Below are 14,018 nucleotides of genomic sequence, written 5' to 3'. Positions count from 1 at the left end.
TTTTCCCCCTTCCCCCCCCCCCCCCCTCCCCTTGTCGCGGGCGTTCTTTTTTTTTTTTTTTTTTTTCTTTTTTGGTGGGGGGGGTCGGGGGGGGGGGGGGGGGGCCCCCCCCCCCCCGCTCCCCTGGGATCGGGTCGTAGCCATGAGGTGTCTATCCGTCTCCCTGTCGCACCCGGCGCGCCAGGCGTCCCGAGAACAGGAGGCCGTCCGTGCGGCCTGTGTCCGCGTCCCGCAGGAAGCGGCCCGCGAACAACGGTGGTTCGCCCTCGAGGTCGTGCAGGCTGAAGGCATCTCCCACACGGCAGGTCAGGGCGTAGGCGGGACGCCCCTCGGAGGCGAGCCGCAGCGGTCCGTCCGGGGCTCGCTCCACGGTGAGCACGGTGGGTCCGTTCGTGTAGGTGCCCGTGCAGTCGGGCGGCGGCGGGGCCTCGGCGGCCGCGTAGATCGCCGCTGTGCCCGAGCCGTTGCCCGCCGGAAGACCGACGGCCTCCAGCAGTCCGGACAGCTCGTCCCACAGCTGCTGGCCGGTGTTGGCGTTGGTGGTGAGGGCCACCGCGCTGCCGTCGGCCGGGTCGACGCGCAGATGGCAGGAGACGCCGTCGAGACTGCCGTCGTGGCCGTGTATGTCGCGTCCTCGGCCGTCCCTGTACCGGGCCAGGCCCAGCCCCCATCCGTCGGCCATGCCGACCGGTCCGGAGAGGATGCCGTCTAGCTGGTCGCGGCACATGGCCGCTCTCATAGCCCGGCCGAGCGGTCCACCTGCGCCGCCGCCGTCGGTGAAGAGGCCCGCGAATGCGACCAGGTCGGCGGCGCTCGCGTTCAGGCCACCGTCGGGGTCCTCGACGGCGTGCAGCGTCTGTTCCGGGACGACGACTGTCCGGTCCCGGCCGTGCCGTACGGTGTGCCCGGCCGCGATCTCCCGCCCGGACCGTGCGGGAGGGCCGGTGACGAAGGACGGGGTGATGCCCAGCGGATCCAGCAGGATCGCGCCGACGGCTTCGCGCCAGTCCATGCCCGTCACCGCCTCCACGAGTGCGCCCGCGACGACGTATCCGGCATTGGAGTACGAGAAGACCGTTCCCGGTGGATGCACCAGATCTCCCTCCCCGGTGTTCTCACGCACCCAGCGCGCCCGGGTGTACCCGCCGCCGGGGTCCGGCTCGGACACGGCCGACGCCAGCCCGGCGGTATGGGTGAGGAGGTGGCGCAGGGTGACCCGCTTGCCGGCGCCGAACTCAGGTATGTCCTCGGTCAGCGGTTCGTCGACAGCGAGATCACCGTCCTCGACGAGCACCAGCGCGAGGGCCGCAGTGAACGCCTTGGTCACGGATCCGGCCGGGAAGGCGGTGGCGGATGTGACGGGAGCGCCACCGTCCAGGGACCGCACTCCGTACTCCACCGCAACCGTGGAGTCGGTGCGACGGACGGCCAGTTGGGCCCCGGGCACCCGGTGCCGCTCGCACAGCCGGCCCAGCTCCCCGCGCAGCGCGGCGGCGTCCAGGGCGGTCACCGGCCCCTCACCTCGGCCACGACGGCCTTCAGTACGGCCGTGAAGTCACGCGCCACACGCTCGACGGTCGCGCGGTGGTGGACGTTCCTGGAGTAGTACCAGGTGAACCGGAAGCGTCCCTCGCTCATAGCCCCGACCACATCCAGCAGGTGCCAGGCCGTGTTCTGAGGGCTTTGATCGGCACCGAGCGCGGGCAGGAAGGCGCGCACCAGCGCACCCTCGCCCGTCCCGGCGTCCACCTGCCCGTGGTAGTTGAAGACCACGTCGGAATCCCGCCGCCCGGCCAGCACCCCGCCCGGCTCGTCGGTCCGGCCCAGGGTGCGCAGCGCGCCGTAGCCGAGTCCCTTCCCGGGCACGGCGCGCAGTCGGCGGCGCACCGACCGCACCAGAGCGGCGATGTCCTCACCCCCGTCCGCGGGGAGGTCCAGGGTGACCGGGTACAGCGTGGTGAACCAGCCGACGGTCCGGGACAGGTCGACGTCCGCGAAGAGGTCCTCACGCCCGTGGCCCTCGACGTCCACGACCACGTCCGTTCGGCCGGACCACCGGCCGAGGGCCACGGCCAGCGCGCCGAGGAGCACGTCGCCGGTCCCGGTGCGCAGGGCTCCGGGCACCTTGCGCAGCAGTACGTCGCTGTCGTCGGCATCCAGGACCACCTCGACGTGGTCGCGGGAGCCGACCGTGTTGGGGCCATCGCCGTCGACCGGCAGCATCCCGGCGCCTTCGGGCAGCACGGACCAGTGGCTCACCTCGTCATCGAAGCCGCCGTCGGCGGTGTGCGCGGCGAGCCGTGCCGCCCAGTCCCCAAAGGATGTGGTCCGGGTGCCGGGCTCGACCGGTCGGCCGGCGTGAGCCTGCCTGTACCCGGTGGTGAGGTCGTCCAGCAGGATGCGCCACGACACCGCGTCTATCACCAGGTGGTGGACCGTGAGGAACAGCCACGGCCGTTCGCCGGCCCCGAAGGTGAACAACAGGGACCGCATGACGGGCCCGGCAGTCGGGTCGAGGGCGGCGTCCGCCTCAGCCGCGAGCCGGTCGGCGGCCTCGTGCCGCTCCCCGACAGGTGCGTCCGACAGGTCGTGCCGCACCAGCGGGACCGCGGTGCGGGCGGCTTCTCCGCGCGGGCGGACGTCCATGCGCTGCCCGTCCCCCGCTGAGGTCAGCAGGGTGCGCAGGGCCGGATGCGCGACCGGCAGCGCTGCCAGCGCGGTCCTCAGCGCGTCCTCGTCCAACTCGGCCCAGGAGAGCGCCAGTTCGACGGTGACGGACTGGTTGTAGTGGTGCGGGGCGGGATCCCCGTGGTTCAGGAAGTGCCGCTGAATGGGTGTCAGGGGCGCCTCGCCGGTCTCCGGCGGCTCCGTCGGCCCGGCCGCTCCGACCTCCTGCTCCTCGGCGACGGTAACCAGGGATGCGACAGTCGGGTGGGTGAACAGGTCCTTCGCCGTCACCCGCAGACCAGCCTGTCGGATGCGGTACACCGCCTGGATGCTGAGGATGGAATCGCCGCCGAGCTCGAAGAAGTTGTCATCCACCCCGACGTGTTCCACGCCGAGCACCTCCGCCCAGACGGCGGCCAGCTTCTCCTCGGCCGGCGTCCGGGGGGCCCGGTGCCCGTCCGCGGAGCGGGCTTCGGCTTCCGGGGCCGGCAGAGCGCGCCGGTCGACCTTGCCGTTGGCGGTCAGCGGCAGCGCGTCCAGCACGACGAAGGCTCCGGGGACCATGTAGGTCGGCAGCACACGCTGTACGGCCTCGCGCAGGTCCGCGGTGCTCACCTCGGTGTCCGGGGCGCCGACCACATAGGCCACCAGCTGCTGCGCGCCGGTCCGGTCGTCCCGGACGGCCACATGGGCGCGGGCGACGGCGGGATAGGCACCGAGCGCGGCCTCGATCTCGCCCAGCTCGATCCGGAAGCCCCGGATCTTGACCTGGTGGTCGGAACGACCGACGTATTCGAGCCCGCCCTCCGGGCGGCGCCGTGCGAGGTCGCCCGTGCGGTACATCCGGGAGCCGGGCGGCCCCCAAGGGTCGGCGACGAACCGTTCGGCGGTCAGCCCGGGGCGCCCGAGGTAGCCACGCGCCAAGCCCTCACCAGACACGTACAGCTCCCCGATGATGCCCAGGGGCACCGGCCGCAGACAGCTGTCGAGGACGCGGGCGGACAGGTCGGGGATGGGATCGCCGATCATGCTGCGCCCGCCGTAGCGGTCCGTCGAGCCGCTGTCCAGCGGGAGATGCGTGACGTGCACGGTCGTCTCGGTGATGCCGTACATGTTCACCAGCGTCGGCGCGCCCTGGGCATGCCGGTCGTACCAGGCGGTGAGGCGGGTCGGGTCGAGAGCCTCACCGCCGAAAACGACGCGGCGCAGCGCCCGCAAATCGGGGGCCCCACCATTACCAGCGCTCGCTCGCTCGTCCGCCTGGGCGAGCTGGTAGAAGGCCGACGGGGTCTGATTGAGCACAGTGACCCGCTCCCGGGCGAGCAACGCCAGGAAGTCCTCAGGCGAGCGCGACGTGTCGTAGTCGACGACGACGAGACGGCCGCCGTGCAGCAGCGGCCCCCACAGCTCCCAGACGGAGAAGTCGAAGGCGAAGGAGTGGAACAGCGTCCACACGTCGTCAGCGCCGAAGTCGAACCAGTGCGCGGTCTCGCTGAACAGCCGCACCACGTTGCGGTGCGAGACGACCACGCCCTTGGGGCGGCCCGTGGAGCCGGACGTGTAGATGACGTAGGCGGGGTGGGCGGGGCGCAGCGCCGGGCGGCCCAGTGCCGCCACGGCCACCCCGGGAGCGGAAGGATCGTCCGGCTCGTCCACGAGCAGCCAAGGCAGGTCCGCCGGGGGCAGCTTCTGCCGTACGGCACTGTCGGTGAGCAGGACCGCGGGGCGGGCGTCGGACAGGATGTACGCCACTCGGTCGGCCGGGTAATCGGGGTCGAGGGGCACGTACGCGCCGCCCGCCTTCAGCACGGCCAGCAGCGCCACCACCAGGTGGAGGCCGCGCGGCAGGGCGACTGCTACGAGACACTCGGGGCCCACGCCGTGCGCGGTGAGCCGGTGTGCGAGCCGGTCCGCCCGCGCGTCGAGTTCGGCGTAGGTCAGATGCTCATCCCCAGCGGTCAACGCCCGCGCCGTCGGCGTGCGCGCGGCCTGGGCCGCGAACAGGTCGGGCAGGGTGGGGCCGTTCGCGCCGCTCGGTACGACGGGTCCGACATGTCCGGACTGTTCCAGGGCCACCCGTTCCTCGGCGGGGGTCAGCAGGGGCAGGGCGGCGATCCGGGTGTGCGGGGCGGCGGCGATGCCGTGCAGCAGCACCTGCAGATGGCCGGCCATCCGCTCGACGGTGCCGGGGTCGAACAGCGCGGTGGCGTAGCCGATGGCGGCGGTGAGCCGGCCGCCGCGATCGTTGAAGTGGAAGCTCAGATCATGGCTGACAGCGTCGCTGGTCAGCGGGATCTCCTCGGATTCCAGGCCGGCCAGCGTGAGCGCCTCCGGGCGCTCACGCTCCAGGTTGACCATGACCTCCACGACGGCGTTGCGGCTGGGGTCTCGCTCGGTCTGGAGCGCCTCGACGATCCGGTCGAACGGCGTGCTCTCGTGCACGAAGGCGTCCAGCAGCGTGGTGCGGACGTCAGCGAGGAACTCGCCGAAGGGCCGGTCGGTGTCGACGGTCGAGCGCAGCACCACCGTGTTGACGAAGAGCCCGACGAGTGGCTCGGTCTCCTGGCTCTCGCGGCCGGAGACGGGCGTGCCCACGACGATGTCGTCCTGGCCGGTCAGGCGTGCGAGGAGCAGGGTCACGGCGGCTGTCAGCACCATGAACAGGGTGACGTCGTGGCAGCGTGCCAACGCGTTGAGTTCCCTGGCCAGTTCGGGTTCGAAGGCGAAGAGGTGGGCACGTCCGGCGGAGTCGCGCACGGCCGGGCGCGGTCGGTCGGCCGGCAGCTCCAACGGGGTGATGCCCTGAAGCCGACCGCGCCAGTACGCCAGGTGGCGATCCATACCGTCGGCGGCGAGGGCCTCGCGTTGCCAGGCCGCGTAGTCCTGGTAGCGCACCGGCAGTGCCGGCAGATCGGCCTCGGTGCCGACGAGCCGGGCGGCGTAGCAGGCGCCGAGTTCGTCGGCGAGGATCCGCATGGACCAGCCGTCGGTGGCGATGTGGTGGATGACCAGCAGCAGGGTGTGATCGTCCGGTCCGCTGTGGAAGAGGGTGGCTCGCAGGACCGGTCCGGTGCGCAGATCGAACGGCCGGGCGGCCTCCTGTCTCATCCGCTCGTGCAGGCCGGCCTCGTCCGCCGGGACCAGGTCCACGACGTCGAGCAGGCCCTCGGCCGCCACCGCGACCGGTTGGACGACCTGGACGGCCCGCCCTTCGACGGTGGCGTAGACGGTGCGCAGCGGCTCGTGCCGCTCCACCACCTGGGCCAGCGCGGCACGCAGGGCGTCCTCGTCAAGTGGGCCGCGCAGCCGCAACGCGGTGACGAGGTTGTACTCGACGTTCGCCGGCTCGAACTCGTGGAGGAACCAGAGCCGTTGCTGAGCCGAGGAAAGCGGCAGTGGGCCGCTCCGCTCGGCGCGCACCGGCCCCGTCCGGCCGCCGACCGGGCTGCCCTCGGCGTCCAGCGCGCTCGCGAGCCCGGCCACGGTCGGGGCGTCGAACAACTGGCGGGGCGAGACGTGCCGGCCCAGCCAAGTGCGGATTCGGGAGATGACGCGGATGCTGAGAATCGAATCGCCGCCCAGGTCGAAGAACCGGTCATCGACGCCGACGCGGGGGACGCCGAGGACCTCCGCCCAGATCTCGGCGAGCAACCGCTCGGTATCGCTGCGCGGGGCGGTGTACGGGCGTTCCTGTTCGTCCAATTCCTCCGGCAGCGGCAGCGCGCGCCGGTCGACCGTGCCGCTCAGCTGCACAGGCAGCGCGTCCAGGAGCACGACGGCGGCGGGCACTGCGGCCTCGGGCAGCACGTCGGCGAGGAAGACGCGCAGGGCGGCTGGGTCGAGGGTGGCGCCGGACGTGGGCACGGCGTAGGCGGCGAGTCGGCCACGGCCGCTGTCGTCCTGCCAGGCGCGGACGGCCGCTTCGGCGACCTGCGGGTGCCGGGCCAGGGCGGTCTCCACCTCGCCGAGTTCGACGCGGAAGCCCCGGATCTTGACCTGGTCGTCGACCCGTCCGAGGATCTCCAGGTTTCCGTCGGCCCGCCAGCGCGCCCGGTCGCCCGTGCGGTACATACGGGCGCCGGCCCGCTCGGTGAACGGGTCGTGCAGGAAGCGCGCAGCCGTCAGGTCGGGGCGGCCGAGGTAGCCGCGGGAGACGCCGTCGCCGCCGATGTAGCACTCGCCGGCGACGCCGACGGGTACCGGGCGCAGCGCCTCGTCCAGCACATAGACGGAGGTGTTGGCGAGCGGGCGGCCAACGGGGGCGTAGGCGCCCTCCCCCAAGGGGTCGCGGCCCAGTTCGAAGTGAGTGGAGTCGACGGTGGTCTCCGTGGAGCCGTAGGCGTTGACCACCACGGTGGTCCGCGACAGCGCCTGCCACACCTCGGCGGCCGCGGGAACGGACCAGCCCTCGGAGCCGACCATGAGCAGCCGCAGCGCCTCGGGCCGACAGCCGCGCCAGGTGAATTCGGCGGCCAGGGCGTGCGCCAGCGACGGGACGGTGACCAGCAGTTGGGCCTCGCTGCTGAGCAGCAGGTCGGCGAGTGCCACCGGATCGGCGACAGCCTCCTGTGGACAGATGGTCATCGTGCCGCCGAAGAGGGCGGAGAGCAGGAAGTCCGCGAAGAACAGGTCCACGGAGAGGCTGGAGACGGACAGGACCCGTGGGCCCAGGTCGGTGAGCCCGTGGCGCAGGTCCCAGGCCCGGGTCATGTGGTGAGCCTGCCGGTGCTCGACCATGACGCCCTTGGGACGCCCAGTGGTGCCCGAGGTGTACACGACGTACGCCAGGTCGTCGGAGGTGACGTCGGTACGGGGCGGCGTGGCGGGCCATGCGGTGATGACCTCGGCATCGCGGTCCAGGTCCACGACCGTGCCGCGGTGGTCGGCGACCAAGTGGCACAGCGGTTCCCGGGTGACGACCACGGGCGCCTCGGCGTCCTCCAACATCATGCCCAGCCGGGCCGCCGGGTACTGCGGGTCAAGCGGCACGAACGCGCCGCCGGCCTTGAGTACCGCGAGCATGACCACCACGGCCTCGGCGCCGCGTTCGAGGAGCACGCCGACGACCGCGCCGAGGCCGAGGCCGAGGCCGGTCAGATGGTGGGCGAGCCGGTTGGCTCGGCCGTCCAGTTCGGCGTACGTCAACGTGTGCGCGGGGTCGGTCAGGGCTGGGGCATCGGGGGTACGGGCAGCCTGTTCGGCGAACAGTTCGTGGATCAGGCGGGGTTCGGGTGCCTCGACGGCGGTGTCGTTCCACTCGACGAGCAGGGTGTGTGCCTCGGCCTCGCTGAGCACGGGCAGGTCCCCGACGACTGTCTCCGAGGCTGTGTCGAGGGCCGGGCCGAGCGCGTCGAGCAGCGTGTCCAGGTGGCTGACCATGCGCTCGACGGTGTCGGTGTCGAACAGGGCAGGGTCGTAGCCGATCGCGAGGTACAGCTCGTCGGCGGCGTGCGCAGTGAGCGTGAGCGCGTAGTTGGTGTGCTCGTCGCCGAGATATGCGCCGACCTTCAGGCCCGACCGGGCGGCGGCCTCGCTGTCGTAGGGGTAGTTCTCGAAGACGACGATGCTGTCGAACAGCTGGCCCGTCGGGGGTAGTTCGCTCCAGCGCCGGATGTCGGCAAGCGCCGCGTGCTCGTGGCCGCGTGACTCGGCGGCGGCCTCCTGGAGGTCGCGCAGCCAGGCGCCGGTCTCCCGGCCGGCGTCGACCCGGACACGTACCGGGACGGTGTTGATGAACAGGCCGACCATGTCCTCGGCGCCGGGCAGGTCAGCGGGTCGCCCCGAGACCGTCGCGCCGAAACAGACATCCGTCTCCCCCGCGTACCGCGACAGCAGCAGGGCCCAGGCGCCCTGGACCAGGGTGCTCATCGTGAGCCGGGCGGCGCGGGCGCCGTCGTAGAGCCGTCGCGAGCGCTCGGCCGACAGCCGCAGCTGTACCTCCAGCGAGGAGCGGGCCGCGTGGGCGCGCACCGGGGCCCGGTCGTAGGGCAGGGGGGTCGGGGCTGCGAGCCCGGCCAGCATCTGCCGCCAGTGCTGTTCGGCGGCCGTCGGATCCTGCCCGGCAAGCCAGTCGACGTAGTCCCGGTACGGGCGGCGGGCGACCGGGCGGCGGGCGGGATGCCGACCCGTGAGGCGGGCGTACTCCGCGAAGACGTCGGCGAGGACGGAGGAGAAGCTCCACCCGTCGACCACCAGGTGGTGGGCGGACCAGAACAACTGCACGTCACTGTCGGACAGGCGGACCACGAGCAGTCTGAACAGCGGCGCCCGGTCCAGGGCGAGGGCACGCCGCTCGCGTTCCTCCCACAGCGCCGCAAGCGCCGTCTCCTGCCCGGCGCCGTCCAGGTCCCGGCAATCGAGATGGTCGACCGAAAGCCGTACGCCGGTGTGGACGATCTGCACGGGTTCGGCGAGGTCGTCCCAGCACACCGAGGAACGCAGGGCCGGGGTCGCGTCCGCCACGTGCTGCCAGGCCCGGCCGAAGGTCTCCGGTTCATCCACCCCATCCACCCGGACGGAGAAGTGGCCGGTGTAGGGGTCGCGATCGCCGTCCGCGAGGGCGGTCAGGGAGTGGAAGAGCATGCCGCTCTGCGCCGGGGACAACGGGTACACGTCCTCGACGGCGGGGCCGTCGGTGGTGATCCGGTCCACGGCGGCCTGGTCGAGGTCCGCGAGCGGGAAGTCGGACGGAGTGAAACCTCCGGCGCCAGGCTGGGCACAGTGCTCGACGATCGCCTCAAGCGCCGCGGTGAAGGTCCCCGCGAGCCGTTCGACGGTCGTGCGGCGGTGGGCCCCGGTGGCGTACTCCCAGTGGAACTCCAGCTGCCCGTCGCGGACTTCGCCGTTGATCTCGATCAGGTGGCTGCGCTCCTGCCCGGGGGCGCGCTCGGCGCCCACTACGGGATGCATGCCGCGCAGCAGGCCGGTGCCGTCGCCAGGCACGCCCTGCCGGCCCAGGTAGTTGAAGCTGACCTGAGGCTCGGGGCCCGCGGGCAGCGCCGCCGGGCCATCGGCGAGGTACCGCAGCAGTCCGTGACCGAGCCCGTGGTCGGGGACCGCGCGCAACTGCTCCTTGACGCTCTTGAGTACGGTGCCCCAGTCGCGCTCGGCAGGCAGAACGAGGGCGACCGGGTGGACGGAGGTGAACCAGCCGACCGTGCGCGAGAGGTCGACGTCCGTGAACAAGCCCTCGCGGCCGTGGCCCTCCAAAGCGACGGGGACCGTGCCCGAGCCCGTCCAGTCGGCCAGTACCCGGCCGAGTGCGGCAAGCAGGACATCGTTGACCTGGGTGCGGTAGGCGCGCGGGACGTGGCGCAGCAGGGCGTCCGTGCTGCGTTCACCGAGTCGGACCACCACGGTGTCGGCGGCGGCCACCGTGTTCGCGCCGGATTCGGCGCTGTCCAGAGGCAGACATCCTGCCTCGGCGACGGCCTGCTGCACGCCCTGCCAGTAAGCGAGTTGGCCGACCGGGCTGCTGTCGGCGGTATGGGCGGCGAGCCGGGCCGCCCACGCACCCAGGGACGTGGTGCGCGGCCCGAGGTCGACCGATCGGCCGTCGCGCACCTGACCGTAGGCCTTCTCCAGGTCGGAGAGCAGGATGTGCCAGGACACCCCGTCGACGACCAGATGGTGGGCCGCGAGGAACACGCGTGGCGCGCGCCCCACGCCCGTGAGCAGCTCGGCCCGCAACAGCGGCCCGTTGGCCAAGTCGAACCCTGTCTGGGCGGCGAGGGTCGCCTCCTCCGTGGCTGTCGCCAATTGCTGCTCGTCCGCCGCGCCCGCCAGGTCGGTCACCCGCAGCACGTCAGGGGTCGGTTCGGCGGGCGTGTGGTGCAGTCGCCAGCCGTATGGCTCACGGCGGGCGCGCAGCCGCAGCGCGTCGTGCTGCCGTACGACGGCGGCCAACGCGGACCGCAGCGCGCCGGGGTCGGTGTCAGGGGCCAGCTCCAGCAGGAGGTGCTGGTTGAAGCGGTCCAGGCTGGCGCCGAGGGTCTCGAAGAACCAGTGGTGGATGGGGAGCAGGGGTATGTCGCCTTCGGCGGCCTGCCCCTGTACCACGGCGGCCCGGGGTTCCTCATCGGCTGCGGACAGCGCCTCGGCGGCGAGTTCGGCGACGGTCTGCCGCAGGAAGGTGTGCTTGGCGGTGAGCCGCAGCCCGGCGTCGCGCGCCCGGGAGACGACCTGGAGGCCGAGGATGGAGTCGCCGCCCAGGTCGAAGAAGTTGTCGTCGACGCCTATCTCTGGGATTCCGAGCAGCTCCGCCCAGATGCGGGCCAGCGTCCGCTCCGCGTCGTTGCGCGGGGCGACGCGGCCGGCTGCGGGCGCCGCCAGGTCGGGCTCGGGCAGAGCCCGGCGGTCCACCTTGCCGTTGGCGTTCAGCGGCAGCCGCTCCAGCGGGACGACGACCGAGGGCACCATGTGTTCCGGCAGATACTCGCGCGCGTACCCGCGCAGCGCCGCCGGGTCCGCCGCCCGGCCGGGGGCGGTCACGACGTACGCGACGAGCCGGCGGGTGCCCCGCGAGTCCTGTCGCACCGCGACGGCGACACCGGGCACCTCCTCGTGGCGTTCGAGGACGGCCTCCACCTCGCCGAGTTCGATCCGGAAGCCGCGCAGCTTGACCTGGTCGTCGCCGCGGCCGAGATACTCGACGACCCCGTCGGAGTGCCACAGTGCCCGGTCCCCGGTCCGGTACATCCGGTCGCCCGCCTTCCCATACGGGTCGGCGACGAACCGCTCCGCCGTCAGATCCCGGCGGCCCAGGTAGCCGCGGGCGAGGGCGTCCCCGGAGAGGTAGACCTCACCTGGGACGCCCTGCGGTACGGGACGCAACCGGGTGTCGAGGATCCGCACCCGCACCCCGGGCAGCGGCCGCCCGATGGGCACGCTGACGCCGATGGCGGAGGGAGTGAGCGGGTCGCTCATGGTGGCGCACACCGTGGCCTCGGTGGGACCGTACGCGTTGATCATCCGCCGTCCAGACGACCAGGTCCGGGCCGCCTCGGGTGGGCAGGCCTCGCCGGCGACGACGAGCGTCAGCCCCTCGGGCACGTCGGCCGGGGCGAGCGCGGACAGCGTGCTGGGCGGCAGGGTGACATGGGTGACGCGGTGCCGGTGCAGGGTCGCAGCCAGCGGCTGCCCGGGCAGCATGCGCTCCTTCGGTACTATGACCACCGCGCCGCCGCGCAGCAGCGCCATGCCGAGCTCGGAGAAGGCCGCGTCGAAGCCGAGCGAGGCGAACTGGAGGACGCGCGAGTCCGGGCCGGTGCGGAAGTGGGCGCCCTGGGCCGCGACGAGGCCGTGCGCTCCGGCGTGGGTGACGACGACGCCCTTGGGGTGTCCGGTGGAGCCGGACGTGTAGATCACGTAGGCGGGATGGGCGGTCAGCAGCGGGGCGGTGCGCTCGGCGTCGGTGACCGCGGTGGCGGGCAGGCCGCGGAGCAGGGCCGTGGTCCGGGGGTCGTCCAGCACGATCTGGCCCGAGCGGGCAGGGAATCGGTCGGCGAGCGCTCCAGTGGTCACGGTCAGCACGGGTTCGGCGTCCTCCAGGATCAGCCGCAGCCGTTCGTCGGGCTGGTCCGGGTCCAGCGGGAGATAGGCGGCGCCCGCCTTGAGAACGCCCAGCACCGCCACGACCATGTCCGCGCCGCGGGGCACCGCCACGGCCACGATGTCCTCGGGCCCGGCTCCCCGGGCGGTCAGCAGCCGGGCCAGCCGGTTGGCACGGCGGTCCAGTTCCGCGTAGTCGAGTTGCTCCTCGTCCGTGATCAGGGCGAGGGCCGACGGGTCGAGGGCGACCGCGTCGGCGAACAGGTCGGGGACGGTGCGCGGCGTCGCGCCCGGTCCGTTGTCCGGCCACCGGGCGAGCAGCCGGCGGCGCTCCGCGGCGTCCAGGACGGGGAGCAGGGCGATCGGGGCATCCGTCTCATTCGCGAGGGCTGCGAGCAGGGTCCGCAAGTGCCCGGCCATCCGCTCGGCCGTTTCTTCGGTGAACAGGGCGGTGGCATAAGTGAGATGGCCTTCGAGCGCACCATCACGCTCGTAGAAGTCGAATGCCATGTCCACGGTGGCGGTGGTCAGCGGGACCGGCATATCCTTGACCCGCAGACCGAGCGGCTCGCGCGGCACGACCTGCTCGTTGTGCAGGTTGACCGCCACTTCGGCCAGCGGTGGCCGGCTCGGATCCCGTTCGGACCGCAGCACCTCGACGACCCGCTGGAAGGGCGCTTCCTGGTGGGCGAAAGCGTCCAGCAGTCCGGCCCTGACCCGGGCGAGCAGACCGGAGAACGGCAGGTCCTCGTCGACCTCGGTGCGCAGCACCAGGGTGTTCACGAAGCAGCCCACCAGCCGCTCGGTTTCGACGTGTCCGCGCCCGCTGACCGCGGTGGCGACGGCGATGTCACTCCGGCCGGTCCAGCGGGCCAGGACGATGTCCACGGCCGCCGCCAGGACCATGAACAGCGTGGCCCCCTGGGACCGGCCGAGCTCGCGGAGCCGCCCCGTCACCTCGGCGGAGACATCGAAGGTGTGGACGGCGCCCTCCGCGCTGCGCACCGGCGGGCGGGGACGGTCGGTCGGCAGGTCGAGAGGCTCGAGACCGGCCAGCCGTTCGCGCCAGTACTCCAGCCGACCGGCCTCGCCGGAAGCATCCAGACGCCGGTTCTCCCATGCGGCGACATCCGCCTGACCGACGCTCAGCTCGGCCAGCTCCGAGCGCTCGCCGCTCAGCTCGGCCGTGTAGAGGGCGGCGAGGTCGTCGGCCAGGATCCCGAACGACCAACCGTCGGTGACAATGTGGTGCAGGCTCAGCAGCAGCACGTGCTCCCGCGGGGCGACCTTGAGCAGCCGCGGCCTGAAGACCGGCCCGTGCCGCAGGTCGAAGGGGGTGCGGGCCTCGTCACGCAGCCGCTCGTCCAGGACGGCCGCGGTGTTCGGCAGGGTGGAGAGTTCCTCGTACGGCAGGGACACCTCGACCTGTGGATGGACGAACTGGCGGCCGACGCCGTCGACGGTGGCGAACGTCGTGCGCAGCGCCTCGTGCCGCTCTGCCAGGCGGGACACGGCCGACTCCAGGGCGGCGGCGTCGAGTTCGCCGGTCAGGCGCAGGGCGCGCAGGGTGTTGTACTCGATGCTGTCCGGGTCGACCTCGTGCAGGTACCACAGTCGCTGCTGGGCCGCGGACAGGTCGAGCGGACCCTCACGGCCGATGCGCGGGATGGCGTCGTCACCCGCCGATGCCGCAGCGCCCGCCCGGCCGGCCAGTCGGCGGCGCAGCTCCTCCTGGAGCCGTTCGGGCAGCGCAGCCACGCGGTCCGCGGCGGACATGGGCGTCGAAGGAGTTTCCACGTGTT

Annotated in this window: 2 protein-coding genes; both read right to left on the bottom strand. The window is 72.6% G+C overall.

Features of this window, described 5'->3' with window-relative positions; genetic code table 11:
* Positions 1-151: 151 nt before the first annotated feature.
* Entirely contained in the window at positions 152-1,510 is a 1,359-nt protein-coding gene (locus tag AB0D85_RS49700) for a serine hydrolase domain-containing protein (protein WP_362337422.1), read from the bottom strand.
* Positions 1,507-14,013 carry an amino acid adenylation domain-containing protein gene (locus tag AB0D85_RS49695; protein ID WP_362337420.1) on the bottom strand — a complete coding sequence of 4,169 codons (12,507 nt, stop codon included), beginning with the start codon at positions 14,011-14,013 and terminating at the stop codon, positions 1,507-1,509. The genes AB0D85_RS49700 and AB0D85_RS49695 overlap by 4 nt, the downstream gene beginning before the upstream one ends.
* Between the last annotated feature and the right edge of the window lie 5 nt (positions 14,014-14,018).

The organism is Streptomyces sp. NPDC048277 (assembly GCF_040652235.1).
Taxonomy (GTDB): domain Bacteria; phylum Actinomycetota; class Actinomycetes; order Streptomycetales; family Streptomycetaceae; genus Streptomyces.
Note: the sequence above shows the minus strand (reverse complement) of the source record. Positions and strands in the feature narration are given on the sequence as shown.